This window comes from Pseudoalteromonas sp. 19-MNA-CIBAN-0066 (genome assembly GCF_040308705.1).
In the GTDB taxonomy this organism is placed as follows: Bacteria; Pseudomonadota; Gammaproteobacteria; order Enterobacterales; family Alteromonadaceae; genus Pseudoalteromonas; species Pseudoalteromonas nigrifaciens.
Genome location: NZ_JBEONZ010000020.1, coordinates 1 through 17,918 on the forward strand (window position 1 = coordinate 1; position 17,918 = coordinate 17,918).

The 17,918-nt window shown below is 35.3% G+C and carries 15 protein-coding genes and 1 pseudogene; 2 read left to right on the plus strand and 14 right to left on the minus strand.

Features of this window, described 5'->3' with window-relative positions; translation table 11 throughout:
- Positions 1–364: 364 nt before the first annotated feature.
- Positions 365–1,222 (minus strand): tetratricopeptide repeat protein, encoded by an 858-nt coding sequence (locus AAEZ18_RS12050; RefSeq protein ID WP_041454532.1) that lies wholly within the window; start codon positions 1,220–1,222, stop codon positions 365–367.
- A 113-nt stretch (positions 1,223–1,335) separates the two neighbouring features.
- Here AAEZ18_RS12050 and AAEZ18_RS12055 point away from each other — a divergent pair, with 113 nt between their 5' ends.
- Positions 1,336–2,646: a M20 metallopeptidase family protein gene (locus AAEZ18_RS12055; RefSeq protein WP_011328995.1), complete on the plus strand. Its 1,311-nt coding sequence runs from the start codon at positions 1,336–1,338 to the stop codon at positions 2,644–2,646.
- A 25-nt stretch (positions 2,647–2,671) separates the two neighbouring features.
- On the opposite strand, the pseudogene AAEZ18_RS12060 reads toward AAEZ18_RS12055, so the two are convergent.
- From AAEZ18_RS12060 to AAEZ18_RS12095, 8 genes and pseudogenes are all read right to left on the minus strand, one after another.
- Positions 2,672–4,300 (minus strand): annotated as a pseudogene (locus tag AAEZ18_RS12060) (DNA topoisomerase 3); the annotation flags it as partial.
- A 216-nt stretch (positions 4,301–4,516) separates the two neighbouring features.
- On the minus strand, positions 4,517–4,819 hold the full coding sequence (locus tag AAEZ18_RS12065) for a hypothetical protein (protein WP_350594851.1): 303 nt from the start codon (positions 4,817–4,819) through the stop codon (positions 4,517–4,519).
- Between the two features lie 260 nt (positions 4,820–5,079).
- A complete protein-coding gene (locus tag AAEZ18_RS12070) occupies positions 5,080–5,829 on the minus strand; it encodes a hypothetical protein (protein WP_350594849.1) in 750 nt (249 codons plus the stop codon).
- 68 nt (positions 5,830–5,897) lie between these two features.
- Positions 5,898–6,122 (minus strand): hypothetical protein, encoded by a 225-nt coding sequence (locus tag AAEZ18_RS12075; RefSeq protein ID WP_350594846.1) that lies wholly within the window; start codon positions 6,120–6,122, stop codon positions 5,898–5,900.
- Positions 6,123–6,148: 26 nt separating this feature from the next.
- Positions 6,149–6,643 (minus strand): hypothetical protein, encoded by a 495-nt coding sequence (locus AAEZ18_RS12080; RefSeq protein ID WP_350594844.1) that lies wholly within the window; start codon positions 6,641–6,643, stop codon positions 6,149–6,151.
- A 35-nt stretch (positions 6,644–6,678) separates the two neighbouring features.
- Positions 6,679–7,143 (minus strand): GIY-YIG nuclease family protein, encoded by a 465-nt coding sequence (locus AAEZ18_RS12085; RefSeq protein ID WP_350594842.1) that lies wholly within the window; start codon positions 7,141–7,143, stop codon positions 6,679–6,681.
- A gap of 18 nt (positions 7,144–7,161) precedes the next feature.
- On the minus strand, positions 7,162–8,130 hold the full coding sequence (locus tag AAEZ18_RS12090; protein ID WP_149606422.1) for a hypothetical protein: 969 nt from the start codon (positions 8,128–8,130) through the stop codon (positions 7,162–7,164).
- 272 nt (positions 8,131–8,402) lie between these two features.
- Positions 8,403–8,933, minus strand: a complete 531-nt coding sequence (locus AAEZ18_RS12095; protein ID WP_350594839.1) for a VspR family transcription factor — start codon at positions 8,931–8,933, stop codon at positions 8,403–8,405.
- A gap of 152 nt (positions 8,934–9,085) precedes the next feature.
- Here AAEZ18_RS12095 and AAEZ18_RS12100 point away from each other — a divergent pair, with 152 nt between their 5' ends.
- Complete coding sequence (locus tag AAEZ18_RS12100) at positions 9,086–9,331, plus strand: helix-turn-helix domain-containing protein (protein ID WP_427570485.1); 246 nt, start codon at positions 9,086–9,088, stop codon at positions 9,329–9,331.
- A 168-nt stretch (positions 9,332–9,499) separates the two neighbouring features.
- Here the strand turns inward: AAEZ18_RS12100 and AAEZ18_RS12105 are convergent, their stop codons facing one another.
- From AAEZ18_RS12105 to AAEZ18_RS12125, 5 genes are all read right to left on the minus strand, one after another.
- Positions 9,500–10,063 (minus strand): plasmid fertility inhibition factor family protein, encoded by a 564-nt coding sequence (locus AAEZ18_RS12105; protein WP_350594835.1) that lies wholly within the window; start codon positions 10,061–10,063, stop codon positions 9,500–9,502.
- 184 nt (positions 10,064–10,247) lie between these two features.
- Positions 10,248–13,469: a hypothetical protein gene (locus AAEZ18_RS12110; protein ID WP_350594833.1), complete on the minus strand. Its 3,222-nt coding sequence runs from the start codon at positions 13,467–13,469 to the stop codon at positions 10,248–10,250.
- A 148-nt stretch (positions 13,470–13,617) separates the two neighbouring features.
- The gene (locus tag AAEZ18_RS12115; protein WP_350594831.1) at positions 13,618–15,546 is read right to left on the minus strand and encodes a DNA topoisomerase III; all 1,929 of its coding nucleotides are present in this window, start codon (positions 15,544–15,546) and stop codon (positions 13,618–13,620) included.
- Positions 15,543–16,007 carry a hypothetical protein gene (locus AAEZ18_RS12120; protein ID WP_350594830.1) on the minus strand — a complete coding sequence of 155 codons (465 nt, stop codon included), beginning with the start codon at positions 16,005–16,007 and terminating at the stop codon, positions 15,543–15,545. Before AAEZ18_RS12120 ends, AAEZ18_RS12115 begins: the two co-directional genes overlap by 4 nt.
- An 8-nt stretch (positions 16,008–16,015) precedes the next feature.
- A complete protein-coding gene (locus tag AAEZ18_RS12125) occupies positions 16,016–17,917 on the minus strand; it encodes a site-specific integrase (RefSeq protein ID WP_350594829.1) in 1,902 nt (633 codons plus the stop codon).
- Between the last annotated feature and the right edge of the window lies 1 nt (position 17,918).

Genomic DNA, 17,918 nt, shown 5'->3' on the forward strand with positions numbered 1-17,918 from the left:
CTTTATTTTTCGAGTCAACACTTTGTTTTAAACTTTCTTTTTGGAAGATTTAAAACCGAAGTTTTATTTAACTCTCTGAGTAGTTCGCGTCTCGCTAGGCGTTGTCCGCTGCGCGTCGCCATATCCCGTCTCAGTGGGGTCGCATTATAGGGAGCCGCAGATTTTACGCAAGCGTTTTTATCGCCTTTTTTGCATTTAATTTTTACCCCAAAGATACACAAGCCAGGCTCACAGGTTACCCACAAAACCCTGTGGATAACTGCGCGTTTTATTCCTTAAACAAGCTTACTGTTATATTGCTATAAACTTAAAAATGTAAAAAGCACCTAGATAAGGTGCTTTTAAAAGTAATAGTTATTAAGTTTTAGTACAAAATACTATATAACTTGCGACGATACTTTGCTGCAAGTGCATCACCGTCGGGTAAAGAGGCAATAATAGCTAAAAAACTTGGTTTTGCTTCGTTAAAATTCAGATCTTTTTGCAGCACTGTAAATAGTACATCTAATGCTTCTTCTTTTCTGCCGGCTTCATTGAGTAAAATACTTAGCTCTTCTTTTAATTCTAAGTCATTTGGGTACTTTTCTACTTGTTGTTGTTTTTCTTTAATCTCTGGTGAATCTTTTGCTTCAAGCGCAGCTTCGCATTTTGCTTTTATATTATTAAAGTAAGCATCTTGCTCTTGTACATCTATTGTATTAATTAGTGCTTGCGCTTCATCTACTTTATGAATTTGAATACATATATCTGCAAGTACTAATTTAATACGCGCGTTGCTGTTGTCAATTTCATAAGCTTGCTTTGCATAATTAAACGCGGCATTTAAATCTGACTTTAATAATGCTTGCTTTGCTTGCTCTAATAGTAAGTCTTGTTGAGCGGGTAAATGTTTAGCTAATGCTTCACGAATTTTCGCTTCAGCTTGGGCACCCGATAATACATCAACGGGCGCTGAGTCTTTTAACAACACCAGTGTTGGTAGTGTTTGTAAACCAACTTGCTGTGCTAATTGCGAAGCCAGAGCTTGCTCGGCATCGCAATCTAAATTTGCTACTACTATATAGTCGTTATATTCAGCGGCTAATTTATCTAATATTGCTGCCTGGTTAATACATTCAGGACTTTGCGCTGAGTAGAAGTTTAGCAGTACCAACTTTTGTTGTGATGTTTCGCCGAGTACTTGCTGAAAATTTTGCGCGTTGATACTAACTATGTTGCTCATTGAATTGATTGCCATATTCATTTATTTAGGTTTTTATATGGTGCTGAACATAATTATTACAAGTCATATATCTAAATCACTTGGATATACATTTATCTCAATAAAGGAAAATCATGAAGTTAACTTACTTAGGCACAGCGCTATTATTAGCTAGCCCTCTATTGGCGGCTAAATCATTAGACTTAAATTTACATAGCAGCATGCCAGCCATTGAAAGCTTTTACCTCGATCTGCATCAATCACCCGAGCTTTCGTATCACGAGCAACAAACCGCAAAAAAAATAGCAGCGCAGTTAAACAAGCTTGGTTTTGAAGTTACAAGCAATGTAGGTGGTTTTGGCGTTGTAGGCATTTACAAAAATGGTGATGGCCCCACAGTAATGATACGTACCGATACCGACGCCTTACCTATTACAGAACAAACAGGTAAGGTGTATGCTTCTAAAGTAACAGTAATAGACGAGCACGGTGCAAAAGTAGGTGTTATGCACGGCTGCGGTCACGATATACATATGAGCTCATTCATTGGTACTGCTGAACAACTAATAGCTCACAAAAATGCATGGCAAGGCACGCTAATGATGGTGGCACAACCCGCAGAAGAAGTAGGCGGTGGCGCTAAAGCCATGCTAAAAGAAGGCTTATTTAGTAAATATGCAAAACCTGATCACATAATTGCGCTACATGTAAGTGCAAGTGTGCCTGCCGGTAAAGTTGCGATGAAAAACGAATATACTATGGCCAGCGTCGATTCTGTTGATATAACTATAAAAGGTAAAGGCGGACATGGAGCTTATCCGCATACCACTATTGATCCGGTTATTATTGCTGCGCGCACTGTGCTTGCACTGCAAACTATTACGAGTCGTGAGCTTTCACCATTAGAGCCATCAGTTATTACTGTTGGATCTATTCATGGTGGCTCAAAACATAATGTAATTTCTGATGAAGTAAAGTTACAACTTACATTACGCAGCTATAACCCTGATATTAGAAATGCACAAATTGCAGCAATTAAACGCATTACCGCCGGTATTGCACAAAGCGCAGGCCTTGAGGAAGCGCTCTACCCTAAGGTGCAAGTACATGAAGATGAGTCAATTCCATCTACATATAACAATCCGGCACAAACCAACCTTGTGCGTCAAAGTATTGCCAGCGCTATTGGTGATGAAAATGTGCTTGAAACCCTCCCTGTAATGGCAGGTGAAGACTTTGGCTTATATGGCCGCACTGACGAAAATATTCCTATCACACTATTTTGGCTCGGTGGCGTTAACCAAGCAAAATATGCAAGTGCAATAAAAGCGGGCAAAACATTACCTTCACTGCATTCAAGTAAGTTTGCCCCAGACTATAAAGTCGCACTACCAACTGGCATTAAAGCCATGAGTAATGCAGCGGTAACTTTGTTTAATCAATAGTTTTATTTAAATAATAGCTCTGTAGTTAACCTGTAACAGAGCTTTTTTTATAACTCGACTTTTTATAAGGCGTTTTTTGGCCACGTTTAACAAAACGCTTTTTAGCTGAAGTTTTAGGCAGCTTTGCAAATACATTGCTATCGCAATTTGCAGCTTGTTGTACAAAACTATTTAAGTCGGCAAGTAAAGGCTGTAAAAATTGCTGATAGCTCATTACTTGCTGTGCAATATCACCTAAGCTCGATTCCCATTTAGCGGTTAAATCGGGGCGAACTAAACCTTGCGGCAGCACGCTAATAAGTGCACTCCCGGTTTCGGTTGCTTTAATTAATTTGCCTTCACGTTTTAAAAAACGGCGTTTAAATAATAATTCAATGATCCCCGCTCGCGTTGCCTCTGTGCCTAAGCCATCGGTGTCTTTAAGTACTTTTTTTATCTGTGGATCTTGTACATAGCGGCTTATGCCTGTCATGGCTGCAAGTAAAGTCGCATCACTAAAGTGCGCTGGCGGAGAGGTATATTTTTCAACAACCTCCCCTTGCGAGCAAAAAAGTAACATGTCTTTTGTTAAAGGCGGTAGCGTGGCTTCATCTTTCAATTCAGACTTACCCATTAGCACCTTAAAACCCAAGCTTACATCTTGCTTTGCATTTGCTTTAAATAACCCGCCAGCAATAGTTATCTCTGCTTTAGTTTCGTTGTAAATATAGTCGGGATAAAACTGTATTAAATAATGACGACATATTAATTGATAAACCTTTGTCTCATCGCTACCTAAACTTGCCGACTTTAACTGTTTTGCCGTAGGGACAATGGCGTGATGCGCAGCCACTTTTGAATCGTTAAAACATTTACTACGTTTTTTACTATCAGCTGCTTTTACTAACTCAACACCTTGCCCGCCATTAGTGCTTATAGCTTTTAAAATAGCAGACGCATCTTGGTGATGATCATTAGGTAAGTAGCGGTTGTCTGAACGCGGGTAGGTAATTAACTTATGACGCTCATAAAGAGTTTGGCATATATCCAGCACCTTTTGCGCTGGCATAGCAAATGCTTTTGCCGCGTCTATCTGCAAAGCAGATAAGTTATAAGGCAGTGGCGCAGTTTGTTTTTTTTGCTTTTGTTCAAGCGCCGTTAGCTCAGCATTTTGCTGTGTGATACGCGAGGCTACGTTTTCAGCCAATGCTTTATTTAATACTCGCCCTTCTTCGTCTTGATAAGGCTCACATGCCTTACTGGGTATCCATTTTGCACTAAATGATTGTTTTTCGGGGGTGACTAAGTGGGCTAATACTTCATAAAATGGCTTCGATACGAAATTTGCTATGTCATTATCTCTATTAACCACCAAGCCAAGTATGGGTGTTTGTACTCGTCCCACAGAAAGTACGTTACCAAACCCAGCTTTTTGCCCTGCTAAAGTATAAGCGCGGGTTAAATTCATACCAAACAACCAATCAGCACGAGATCGCGCTAAGGCTGAAACGCTCAACGGAATAAACTCACGGTTAGATCGCATAGTCGTTAATGCTTTTTTTACTGCAGCTAAGTTTAAATCACTAATTAATAAGCGTTGAATATGCTGCTTTTTAGTTTTACTTATTTTGGCTTCTTCAATAACTTGATCGACAAGTAATTGCCCTTTTGCATCAATGTTACAAGTTATTTTTTATAAAATGTTTAAACAATTGTTTTATATTAACTATTTTAAATTTCATCTTTTCCCGGCTTTTCAAATTTTTATGTAATAAAAAGACTGAAAAACAAGCAGTAAATAACACTAATTTTCACACTTACACAGTATGCTTTAACTATTTAAACCACTGTATAGTCAATTAATTCAGGTAACGTCATTAATCTACCTCTTTTATAATTGAATTTTACTAACATCAAAATGAATGTATGTGTAGCCAGTTAAGTTGGCTGTTTTGGCCGCCTCTCTAGCACCTATTTTTGTTAGGAATAAAGGAATATTAGACTTAAGCAAAGTAGAAACACTAGCATCATGGTCAAGAACAATCTTTGTAAAACCCCCAATAGTCATGGATATTCCATTTGTGCTTTCAAGCTCGTTTGCATGAGCAAACTTTATATCACTAACAACCTCATACTGCTCCCTTTGAAAGTTATAGAACATCAATGCTTTATCTACTTTTATAACCGCCCACATAATTAAATCCCTTTTTAGTTTTCAGTACTCAATCACTGTTTGTATCTAGCAGTACATAGTTTATGCCATTTACTAAAAAATAATCTAAAAGTGCGTTAACTGGTTTTGTTTTTTATAAGTTTTTACATCCGATATGTCAGTTGTTCCTGCGAAACTTTTGCTGCCTCTTTTAATGCTTTTCACATACCAAAACTTGATGGTGTCGCTTGGAGTAAGAACTTTAATTTTGAACATTATTATATTCCAACACATTTTATAACTTAGATAGCTAGGTTTTCTTTCACAGACAAACGCCAATTTTTATACGAATCATTCAATGATGCTGACAAATCCATCATTTGACGAACCAATACATCATATTTAGGCCCATCTTCCCATGAGCCACCTCGGTCACAATTCAATTGTGGGGCTAAACACATTCTAAAGTTTAGCTTATCTTGCCCGTATGGATACTCATCAAACTCCTTGTTTATAAAACAAAGAAGGCCTTCCAATGAAGTTAAAAACGACTGAGTTTTTAGCTTTAACTCTTGGGTCAAGAACTGGTTTCTTGACTCTGATGCATAAACAACAAAATCTCTGAGCTTTGTAAAATCATCCAAAAAAATTGCGTCACTTGTATGCATATGAGCAAATACATTTTCGATATACGGTTCATCAATCATTTCATCTAGAGATTTAAACACTTGAGTGTCATGCACCTCTTTTTTTTGATTTAGGGCATCTCCTTTTCGAGCTATAACAAACTCATAAAGGCCTGTATTGATAAGATGGTAAAGCAAACCTGTTACGACAAGAGCAAATCCCCAAGCCGTATCAGAGTTTTCTGTTATTGAGAATTCAATCATTTTTTCGAAGGCAATGTTAATTAGCGTTAACCACAGAGGCTTGGACATAATACTTAAGCCGCTAATTACTATTAACCACGTTAGTTTATTGTAGAATTTTGGACGAAGTACCTCTATGATTTTTTGGATTCTATAAAGCCATATTCCGAATGAATCTTTCACCTAGACAACTCTCTTTTTATTCCAATTAATTTAAAACCGCGATGCAGCGAACATTAGATCTTCCAATATTATTTTTTAGCTGCGAATGATGGATGAATCATTGTTACTTCATGACATTCAGTAACCCATTCAGACAAAGGCCTTTTTTCATTTGGATCATACTTGCCTTTATCTTCACTCAATGAGCTATGGCGATGGGACAAATAAGATTGAACATCTTCTCCTAGCTCTTTATCTTTTGCGTTTTTCGCAAAATAACTAATCTCATTTGCTGTTAATTTGATGTCTTCCATTTTTAGCTCCAATATTCGTTAAGTCATTATTCTATTAAACCTTGTTCACGCGCCAAGTTAGAATGGATAATACTAATTACACTTTTTGTATCTCGAGCAACATTACCTTTAATGACTTGTACATTGGAGAAAGTATCTAATGCAGCCTTTCCTTCGTAAGTTATAGGTTTTGCCATACGATCTTCATCAACAATAAACATAACTCGTTTTTCATTATGTTGCCTTGGAGTAATATCAACCAAAGATTCATTAGAATTACGCCATACAGAATGAAAAATTGCTTCACAAAAATCATTTTTTGCGTCATACCAAACTAACCAACCAAACTCTTGCTCACCATCTTCGAAATCTTTCATTAGCATAGTGTTTATATGACATTCATTAGCTACTGGTTTGAAATATTGAACTTTTGTTAATTTCAGACGGTGTATATCTTTTAATTTTAAGTGCTGAAGCAATATTTCTATTGTTTTATTTATCTTTTTTGGGTAATCAAGTTTCGTTTTAATAATTGCGTCCATACTCCCGTTGTATATTTGTTCTGATATTCTAATGCTTAATTCGCTATAATTTGCGTTATTAAATTCTCTAATTTTGCGCCAACCTTATACGGTGGAATACTGAATAGTTCATTTCGTGTAATTATAGTATTTTTCCAAAAAACCTCATGGGTAGAGTTATAGCTGATTTTGTCTTTTTTAAATAACCTCAAAGCCAAAGTTTTAGCTTCATTTTTAGAAAAGTGCTGTTCTTTATTCTCGCCCTCAAGCCATTTATAGCAACAACGGTATTCATCGAAATGTTTATGAAGCAACGATTCGTACTTAGAATTGTTTACAGCAAGTAAAAATTGAAAGTCGTATTGCCTGTACTCCCTACAATGTTGATGCTGGTAAATTCGCCTGTTGAGGTCTGGTATTGCCCGACCAATCTTCATTATTCTTTTATTTTTTGATAACAAAACATAAGTCCAGCCAAGCTTGTAAGGCCTTGCTTCTTCTAAATTTTTAATTATCTTCATATTACAACATTAATATTTTTATGCATCTTTGTAATACCTGTTCCATGTATAGTTAAGACCATCTGCACAATCAGGGCACATAGTCCCAAACATTTGAATATTTCTGAGTTTTTTCGAGTAATGCCCACAGTACTCACCTGTATGCGCTTTAATATCTTCACGCCACTCTTTTAAATTTCCCAGCTCTTCTTCAACAGCTATTAATTGTGTTTGTAATTGTACTAAGTATTCTTTATGTAAAGTTAATTGCTCTACATACAAATCAAAGCTATCAAGGAACTCATCAAGCTCTTCTTGGTTATCCGAATTACAGAGCCCTTCCTCTATCAAGGCTCTTTCATTTGAATAAGAGATAAACTGAGTGATTTCTTGATATTTCGATGAAGTATCGACAAATTTAATATCTTTCGCGTATTCCCCCAACTCGAGTTTAATTAGTTCCTGAGATTCTTTTGGGCAGCAGATAACTTCAATCTCTTCATAGCTGAAGCTGAAACCATGTTTGTCTGTATAGCGCCATTCTCTCTCCCAAGTAAACCCTTGTCTTTTGGCATTTTCACCTAATGGGTGAATAAGGGGACTGAGGGAATCTAAAAAGCTTCGTGTTTTTTCATCTAAAGATTCTATTTTCTTTAATTCAAAAAAATTGGCTAACTTTGTTCCATCTAAATATAAAGTTGGTCTTACACCTAGCTCCACCATAAGAGTTTTTTTAAACCCTATCCCATAGACCATTTTTTCGTTACTTCTACGTTTAGATATTTCTAAAAATGCTCCTATTGCATGAATTGGAGTTTCAGTAAAGCAAGCTATTTCATGACTAAAACTATCTTTGTTTGCGCCTTTTGGAATAAGTGCCTTTATTAGTCCTTTTGAATTACTCCCACCAGATTTTAGAATACTGTTAAAGCTCTGCTCATCAGTCATATGAATAAGGTAGTTGGACATGTCTGGTTTAGTAACTGGATCAATTTCAAAAGCCTTCATTAACTTTCCTTAATACTTATTCAGAAGCCAATTACTTGGTGATTTTTATCATAATCATTAAATCACATCGAGAAGTGGTACTGTTTAAAATAAATTGTTCAGTGTATCTGCTAACTTTACAGTATAGGGTGTTATATAAGTATCGATCATATCATCACTTAAATGATCTATATCATTAAGCCACTTTAATATTAATAGGAATACCAATAAACAAAAATTAATCACTAAATTTTTTGGAGCAAACTGTTAAGTTAGATATTTTAATAATTTTATTACTCGACCACTGCTTGCTGGATATTATTCAATGCTGCTAGCTTTCCCTTAATTGATAGCAGACGTGCTTGCCCTTTATCTAAAAACACTGCTATTGAGTCATAGCAGTTAGGGTTTGCCTCTATGAGCCGCTTATACTCTTCAAGCTCACTAACTAATATTGTCATTTCTAACTCATGTGTTTTTATAGCGTCAAGAAGCTCATTGTTAAAGCTTTTATCTATAACTTGAGATTGTGAAAGGCTTAGCCCCGAGTCATTTGTTACTCTAGTGAATACTGATGTTTTAAATAACGGAGTTTTACTATATTGAGCACGTTTCGGGCTTGGGTTTTCATCTCTAACTAGCAAACCTTTATCAACCAAGCGCATTACCTGCCTGTAAACAAAGCGTCTAGCCTCATCTGGATTTTTATAAGTATTATTAAGCGCTTGCAAAGTATTACGAAGTGCAGTGATAGTGAAATGGTTAAAATTTTTTTCTACTAAAAGGTGATAGATATCTTCATTGAGCTTAATTGCTTTGGTCATTTGGAGTCACCAACAAAACTTAGGATTGCTAAGTATACTAATATAAGTAAAACTTAGACAATCTAAGTTATTCAGGTGAACAAGATGAAAGCTAAGTGTCTAAACCAAACCCTATTCCAATCAGGCTTAAAGAAGCTCGTAAGCGAGCGAACATGACTCAAAAAGAATTAGGTATTCGTATTGGCATGGATCAAAGCTCTGCAAGTAGCAGGATGAACCATTACGAAAAAGACAGGCACACCCCTGACATACAAACATTACAGCGCATGGCTGATGAGCTAGGTGTTCCATTGAATTATCTATTTTGTGATAGTGCTGAGTCAGCAGAGCTGGCTTGTTTGATTGATTGCTTACCTTTAGAAGAAAAACAAAAATTGATTGAGCTGTTGAGTAAATGAATTTGAAAATTTCCAAGATTTAAACTGGTAAGCTCATAGTAATAAAATTACCCACGCCTTAATTATAGCTATAAGTAGCAATGACTTGTATTCAATGTAGATAAATGAAAAGGCTAAATGGATAAAAAACCACCTAGAATAATTAAAGTTTAAATAGTTACTTTATTATTAAATTTCAAACAGCTCTTCAACTGTAAAGTAACTGCGAGTTACTCCTCCAACCAAAGCTAACCTTTCTGAGCCATTTCCAACTCTGCACTCTACCGGAAAAAATAAAGCCTCATTTGCTAGCAACCATATAGTTCGGGTAACGCCATTAGTAAAAGCTACATAGTCAAATTGCTCTTTTCTCGTACCTATTAAAGTTTTAAAAAATAAAAACTTACTTTCATAGATAGGTTGGTTGATAGTGACTTTAGAGCAACTTACATCAGCTAATGGAACAGGGTTATTTATCCCATACGAAAAACCCCTTTCTGCATATCCATATTTGTAATCACTAGTCCAAACTTTTGGAGTTCCCATACTAAGTTTAGTATGAATGCTGTAGGGCTCTTTTCTCCATAACTTCAAAAACCTATTTGAATCAACTAAAACCACACACCGCTCATCATTACAGTAGTTATATTTTTTAATCGACATATACACAGTTCTGCCACTTGAAACTGGTATTTCAAAAGTGATCCTATCAATCGTTTTTTGAATAATTATATCGGTAATTTCTTTCATCATTCACACACATTAAGTCTTGTTTAGCTAAACATTAAAATAAATTTAAATATTTAATCCCAACATCCGTTTTTGATAATTAATGTTATTACTAAAATAGGATTAACGGCTGTTTCATTTGAGTCAATACTCTCTCAATAAAGACAAGCACATTATTAATGTTTAAATATGTATAAATCCCATTTAACTAACCCTTATTTTTTAGAATATCTAACACAGGTGCATCAAAAACCTCATCAGGTATAATAGGCATATCGTTAGTATTAATTGCTACACGCTCAGGATCATTTAAGCCTATTTGCCATGCCTCTTTTTCAATTAGCTCAAACTTGAATATAGCTAAATCTTCACTATCTTTAGGCTTATATTGCTTATTTCCTTCCAAAACACCATAACTTAAAATATAACCACTTTCTTTTTTATATTCCTTTTTAAAACGAGCTAAGTTTTCACCATTGCTAGGAGTCATTTCTTGAATTCTACTTATCATCTGTAAGGTCTTATGAGATTCTTCAATTGAAATATTCTCCCCTATTATAACTTTGTAGAAATGTGGGTTATTTTTAGAAAACTTAGTAATAATTGAAATTTTTATACGGTTTTCTTTATCATGTTTACCAACTTTTTTAACTAAATTTTGGAAAATTCTCTTTCCCGCCAACTCATTTTTAAACAAAAGATCCAAACCCACTTTTCCATTATCATATATGGTAAAACCTACACCAGACCATTTTGCATCATCCCACAGTCTTGGTTTTATTAAACCTTGCATCTGCATATCTTCATGAGATATTTTTTCATGATCAAACTTACAATCTTTTGTATTGCCAAACTGTACAGTCGCCTCTTCTTTCGACTTGGCCATATCATGATCCCAACTTTTACTCCGTGTTAAAGGATAATATTTAAGCTCTGTTGCAGAAAAGTAACTTTTGAGGTTTGAAACTGCATCCTCTCCTAAAACATTATATGTGCCAGCAAAACATGAGCCAAATGAAGAAGCCCTATCTAAAATTTGATCCCCATTGAACAGCTGCTCCAAAGTAGACTCAATATCTTTAATAATAAATGCTTTAGAAAGTAGTTCGAAAACAAACTTTAAACACCAATTTTGAACTACTTGCTGAACCTTTCGATCGATTGTTTTAACTTCAAAATTAGAGCACTCAATTAATACAGTAAAATCATCCTCATCCTCAAAAGAATGTGAAATTAAAAGATCACCTTCATCATTATCAACTACAACATCTATTAAAATTGAAGATTCAATAGGCATAAGATTATCGATATGACCGGTCGCTAAGAAAGACTCAAGTATAGATAAAATTGATTCAGCAAGCTCCAAAAACGGAGAGCGTATAGGAAAAGATATTGAAAATTTACAGCCTAATATTGATGTAGTTACAGTTCCTCTTTTACCAACTAAAACTGACAAAGCTGCTAACTTAGTTCCAAAATCATAATCTCTGACCAAGACTAAAAAATCTTTATCTACATCGGTTTCATACTCTTGTTTAAATTGTTCCTCATCACCTAATGCTATCAGTAACATGCCACGTGAGTTATCAAGAGCTAGTTTGCCTAATGAATCTGGAAAGTGTGTTAACTGACCTATTATATCTAAAGGAGCATTTAATATAATATGACTAAATGCGGCATCTATATTAATTTTGTCATTTTCAGTTAGAACTTCTTCGTCTAAGCAATTTTGAATTACTAAAGCAAGTTCTAACCATTGTAATGCTTGCCCTAATCTACCTAGCTTAAGCTCAATCCAAACTAACTTTACGTAACTCTGAACTTGCTTCGAGTTTAATTCATTTCTTTTCCAAAATTGATCTGTTAGCAAAGAGGCTGCCAATAGCATGCTAGATCTTGAAGCCCAGAGTAACCCAGCTTGCTCATAAGCCGCAGAAATAAGCCTAAGCGCAAAGGTAACTTGTTGAGTAGCCTCTTCTTTATATAAACCCTTTAGCGATTTACCTACGAGTTTGATTGCTTGGTAAGGCTTACCAGATTCTAACCTTTTGACCCCTCGTCGTAACAAGTTCATTGAACCTGTAATTTCTCCATCTCTTTTTATTGTTAGTTCTGTAATAAAATCTAATAAGTCCTCATACACTTCGTTATCTAAAAATAACTCATCTAATGCCATTATCATATTGGCTGTTTGTTCAAAAGGATAACCAACTAGATTTTCACTTTTTTCGATTATCAACTTTAAATCAGCGAACATTTGTTCAGCATCAGCAATTGTTTCTGGCGCTTGATACTTTAAAAAACATAAATGTGTTTGTGCTAATAAAGAATTACTAGGCTGGTCAATTTCCTCTGCTAATAGTGTTAATTTCTCAATAGCAAGATCTTTAACGTGATCCATTTTACCAACAGCATTGAAAGTTCTTGTATGAGACGAATAAAGGTTAAGAAGAGTAACTGCTTTTTCCCACTGAGTTGAGCTTGTTGAATCTCTAATGCAATTTATTGCCTTTGCAGCATTTTCTTGAAACAAATCGAAATCTTCAAACCAAAAATTAGCTTTCCAAGCATAATGGTAATACGCCTCTAACTTCTGCTGAGTCGAGCCAAACTTATTGGCAATACTTATTGCTCGCTCAAATAAACCTTGAGTTTCTATTACAGGTTTTTCTAGTTCAGTGGCTAAGATAGCTAACCTAAGGAACCAATATACTTGCTCAATTGTAACTTTGTGAGGCTCAACCTCTGACTTTATTTTTGACTCTAGCTCATTCAGTTCTTTTTGTTTACTATAATCATTGACACCAACGGAGACTTCTCTATCAAATAATACAGGTATTGAAAGTTGCTCGATTGCCAATAACTCGTACTGATTTTTGTAAATTTGATCCAAAATCCAGCTAATATCTAAAACAATTACATCTATGTCGGTTTCTGTTGTTAGTTCATCTTCAATAGCACTTCTTTGGTCTGCTTTTGCATATTGATTGGTTATACAGAACGCTTTGACGTACCCTCTATTTGTTTTCTTAATTTTTCTAACATCGGTTCTACATTTTTCTTTCCATTTTTTATTAGTACTTACAGCAAACGCCCACTTTTCTTTATGTGATGATTCATTAATGCCTTCGTACCAAAGTAAGGCATTTTGCTCAGATACAGGAAATGTCTGCGTATCAGTTTTTCCATCGCCCCCTGCAACTGGACCCGTTTGTTCTAATAAGTTCGAGCAAATAATTTTTTCGCATAGCGATTTAGCAAAAGACTCAAATTGCAACTCTTGGCTACGAGTGTTTAATGTAAAAATATGGTGCTCTAGTACAGCGCGATCTAAGCGACCTCTTTCAAATACCTCAGAATCTGAAAACTCATCAGGTCTTCGTGCCTTAAGGTATTCTTTTGAAGAAAAAATTCTCTGCTTGTCTGTCATCTGTTTTCTATTCCTTATTTGTAGAACTTTAAATATTTTCAAGCACTTAAAAATGAATTAAGTTTTAAATACTGAACTCAGCTTTTAATTTTTTGACTGAAAGAAAAAGGTATTTAATCAAGGTAATCTGTGGCAGCTATAAACAACATTAAGTTGCAGTTTTTCTTTTTACTTTTGATCTACCATTTTTTCTCGACTTATAAGGCACCCCTTTGCCTTTTAGCCCACTAAATGTAACTGTTTTAACCTCAGAGATTAAAGTATCTATACTTTGCGTAATTGGATCCATGAAGTTAGCATATTTAATTTCTTTTTGGCTAATAGCTTCTAATTGAGATTCCCAATGGGCTGTCATATCAGGTATTGTCATTCGTTCGGGTAAAGAACATATTAATTGCGTACCAACATCAGTCGCTCTTATATCTTTACCTTTACGAGTCAAAAATTGACGCTTAAATAATAGTTCAATTATCCCTGCCCTTGTAGCCTCAGTTCCCAATCCATCAGTATCACGTAATACTTTTTTAATTGAAGCATCAGTTACATATCGAGCTATACCTGTCATAGCTGAAAGTAATGTAGCATCAGTAAAGTACTTAGGTGGTGTAGTTTGCTTTTCTATTAAATCAGCTTGTTGGCAATGTACTTCATCTCCTTTTGAAACATTAGGTAGACTAATCGCTGAAAACTCACTTTCCCCCTGTGATTTTTGTTTTGAAGGAAATAAAGCTTTCCAACCTTGCGATACCACGTCTTTTTGTTTGGAAATAAATAAACCACCCGACATTTCTGTATCTATTTGCTTATCTATATACTCAAACGGAGGGTAGAACTGAATAAGGTACTGGCGAGCAACCAGTTCATAAATATTATTTTCAGCCGATGTTAAGCGACTTAAATCAGTTGACTTTGATGTAGGAATTATCGCGTGGTGGGCACTTACCTTTGAGTCATTCCAGGCTTTACTTTTTAGACTAAGATTCGCGTTGTTTGCGGCATCACTTAAAGCTGAGCAGGATTTACCAATAGCGCCTACGACTTGCTTAACATCATTCAAATGCTCTTTAGGTAAATACCGGCAATCTGAGCGAGGGTAAGTGATTAGTTTATGTCGCTCGTATAATTGCTGACATGTATCAAGTACTGACTGTGCGCTCATACCAAACCTTTTTGCGGCATCAATTTGTAAAGCCGATAAACTATAAGGCAATGGCGGAGGTGTTGCTTTTTTTGCTTGAGTTACATTAACTACTTTCCCTGCTTTATTTTGTACCTTTGAAATAACATTTAATGCTAATGCTTTAGACAACACCCGATTATCTTCATCCATGTAAGGCTCACATGCTTTACTTGGCCTCCATTTAGCCTGATACGCCTCACCTTTTGAAGTAAGAAGCGTACAGATAACCTCATAGAATGGTTTTGATACAAAATTCGCAATCTCTAGGTCTCTGTGGACAATTAAACCTAAAACAGGTGTTTGTACCCTACCAATTGATAAAACGCCATTATAGCCAGATTGACGACCTTGTAGCGTGCATAGGCGAGTCATGTTAATGCCATAAAGCCAATCTGCTCTTGCTCGTGCTAATGCAGATGTAGCTAAAGGAATGAAGTCTGTATTTTGACGTAAATTGTTTAATGCTTTTTTTACTGCTGCTGGGTTTAAGTCACTAATTAAGCACCTTAAAACCTGTGCTTTTTTTGCTTTAGACACACCACAATGATTAATCACTTCGTCAATCAGGATTTGTCCGACTCGATCTGGATCGCCCATATTAACTAGCGTATCGGCTTTTTTTATTAATGTTTTTACTACAGTAAATTGCTTTCTTGTTTTACTTTTAACGACAAGCTTCCACTCATTAGGAACAATAGGCAAATGCTCAACAGCCCATTTTTTATAATCAGGGTTGTATGCCTCTGGCTCTGCTTGTTCTAATAAATGACCTATACACCAAGTAACAACATCGCCATTACCAGCAGTGATAAAACCATCACTTTTTTTATGTGGTTTAGGTAATATATCTACTAGTGCCCTACCAAGGCTTGGTTTTTCTGCAATAAACAATCTCAAACTTTTTTACCTGTAATTGGACTAACTTTATATATTTCTAGTTGCTGCTCTAACAAAGATACCTTTTCTAACGCTTCAAAAAGCGTGAATTCAAGTTGAGCGTTATGAGCTATAACTTGATCACTAAAAGCTTTTATCTGGTCGCGCTGCGTTCTATAACGTTCTTTTAATTCTTTTTCTTTGTCGCGTTGTTCACGTAACTTACTTTCAGCCTGCTTACTTTTTTCACTTTTACTGACTGCTAAGCTTTGCTTTAGTAACTGAATTCTTTGATTAGCAATTTCGACAAATTCTGAATAGTAATAAATACCACCAGAACTTAAGCCAGCTTCATCATTGATTCTTTTTAAGCTAATGCGTCCATCAGGTTTAGTATTTAATGGCTTGCCTTCAATAAGTCTATCTAATGCTTGCTCTAACCTGATTAACGTTTCTCTGCCTCTATCTGATTGTTCAGCCATAGGTGCTCTTATAAAAGTGTTTGGTTAATGTCATGTTTGAATACATCAAAGGTAATATTATGATCTTTAAAACATTGTTCTATCGATTTAATCTCATAATAGAGCTTCGACAAAATGTTAGGCATTTTCAACCCAAACTGGATTAATGATTCAAATTTGGTGATCAATAATTGCCTTTTGGGGATAAGTTCTAATGCCTTAGCTTTAGTGACAACCGCATACTTACAGACAGGCGCATCACAAATACGATCACATCGGGGATTTGTACAATGGCCAACAGGTGTTTCTATTATGGACATTTGACCATCTCGAACTTGCCTTGATATTTCATCACGACTCAAATAAATGGTACTTCTGTCATCACCACGTAAATTTTCTATTCGTTTACCTTCAGCACCAGATAAAGACTCTGCTTCATTATAGATATGGTAAAAAGTGTCGGTCATAAACTCATGATTTTCTTGTGCTATGTCTAAAAGTAATTCTTTATCTAGCATCATATCGAAATAGCCTGCGACATTGGCTTGGTTAGAATACCAAGAAGTCATAGCTATATTGATGTGTTTAAATTGGTATTTTAAGTCTAAAAGTGATGCCAGTTTATTACGAACAAGGAATACAGCAAAAGTTCTTCTAAAGCAGTGTGGGTTTGGAATTAGTATTTCACCAACAACTAAACTCCCCTTTCTCGAAGGGTTTAATAAATTAAACTCCTCAACATCATGGGGGGTTGCTTTATAACTGGTAGCCTTAACAAAGTTTTTTAAAGACTTATCGATTGCTTGCCTGCCTGCTGCAGGATATTTTGCTGTAGGCGAATATGATAAAAAAAGGGAGTCGGCTTCTTGAATCATTTTATTTTGCTCATCTATGTGAGAACAAAGCAGAGCACGATCTTTCCAATTTTTTCTTGAGAACTCATAAATATCCCATATAAGCTCAATTGCCAGCTTAACAGCAGGAATAGTGACCCAACTTGTTTCTCTTTCTACCCCTGCGATATTAACTTTGGTATGAACCCCATTGATAATAGGGATAGTCATACCCGCATATTTTTTTTCTTGGTAAGACTCTTTGGTTAAAGACTTTATTTCGCCATCTCTACAGCCAGTAAAACCAGCTATAACTATATAACACGCCGCTCGAATGAGGCTTAACCACTGCCCAGTGAGATCTAGCTTGAAATCTATTGCTTTAGTTTGTTCTTGATAATTTTTTTGGGCGTACCCCCTAGCTGTAGGAACACCATACCCTTGTTCAATATTTTTATTATAATCCTGAATAAAGCTTTCATATGTATCACTAATAACCTTTCTACTTGGGTGATACTTAGCAACAATATCTAATGCAACTTTAAAATAATTAGATGCTATATTTTCTGGTAAAGCTATTGTTTGATGTGAAATCCGCTGACTATTTGAGAGTAAAACAGCTAATTCATCAGCATTATCAATTACTCTGGTGATAATTTTTTCTTTTTTTAATACACTGAGAATTATTAAGTAGTTTTTCCATGTTTTGTATTTTAAATTACGACTTTGGGCTACTTTTATAAACTCTCGGAACCCTCTATCTGAATTAATAAAAGTAAAGTCAGTACCACCACATTCAATGATACATTTATCAAAAATTGAAAAGCCTTGTATATACTTCATACCTATACTTTTTTTATTTATGAGCTCATCACCATTTAACAATTTAAAAATCAAACTTTTACAAACTGATTTAAATCCATCACTAAGATTTCCAAAATTCAACTTAACGTCTTCATTAATAATTAACCAAATATCATCTTTGTAATGGCTTAGTGGTTTTCCATCTGAAGAGTAAGAGATAACGGTATTATCAGAATTAATTACGTTTTGATGCTCAGCATTAATAGTGTTTAGAGGCTTAGTTAACTCATTCATT

Coding starts and splice junctions, on each gene's coding strand:
- AAEZ18_RS12050 (WP_041454532.1), bottom strand. CDS start 1,222: ATGAGCAACATAGTTAGTATCAACGCGCAAAATTTTCAGCAAGTACTC.
- AAEZ18_RS12055 (WP_011328995.1), top strand. CDS start 1,336: ATGAAGTTAACTTACTTAGGCACAGCGCTATTATTAGCTAGCCCTCTA.
- AAEZ18_RS12065 (WP_350594851.1), bottom strand. CDS start 4,819: ATGTGGGCGGTTATAAAAGTAGATAAAGCATTGATGTTCTATAACTTT.
- AAEZ18_RS12075 (WP_350594846.1), bottom strand. CDS start 6,122: ATGGAAGACATCAAATTAACAGCAAATGAGATTAGTTATTTTGCGAAA.
- AAEZ18_RS12080 (WP_350594844.1), bottom strand. CDS start 6,643: ATGGACGCAATTATTAAAACGAAACTTGATTACCCAAAAAAGATAAAT.
- AAEZ18_RS12085 (WP_350594842.1), bottom strand. CDS start 7,143: ATGAAGATAATTAAAAATTTAGAAGAAGCAAGGCCTTACAAGCTTGGC.
- AAEZ18_RS12090 (WP_149606422.1), bottom strand. CDS start 8,130: ATGAAGGCTTTTGAAATTGATCCAGTTACTAAACCAGACATGTCCAAC.
- AAEZ18_RS12095 (WP_350594839.1), bottom strand. CDS start 8,933: ATGACCAAAGCAATTAAGCTCAATGAAGATATCTATCACCTTTTAGTA.
- AAEZ18_RS12100 (WP_427570485.1), top strand. CDS start 9,086: ATGACTCAAAAAGAATTAGGTATTCGTATTGGCATGGATCAAAGCTCT.
- AAEZ18_RS12105 (WP_350594835.1), bottom strand. CDS start 10,063: ATGATGAAAGAAATTACCGATATAATTATTCAAAAAACGATTGATAGG.
- AAEZ18_RS12110 (WP_350594833.1), bottom strand. CDS start 13,469: ATGACAGACAAGCAGAGAATTTTTTCTTCAAAAGAATACCTTAAGGCA.
- AAEZ18_RS12120 (WP_350594830.1), bottom strand. CDS start 16,007: ATGGCTGAACAATCAGATAGAGGCAGAGAAACGTTAATCAGGTTAGAG.
- AAEZ18_RS12125 (WP_350594829.1), bottom strand. CDS start 17,917: ATGAATGAGTTAACTAAGCCTCTAAACACTATTAATGCTGAGCATCAA.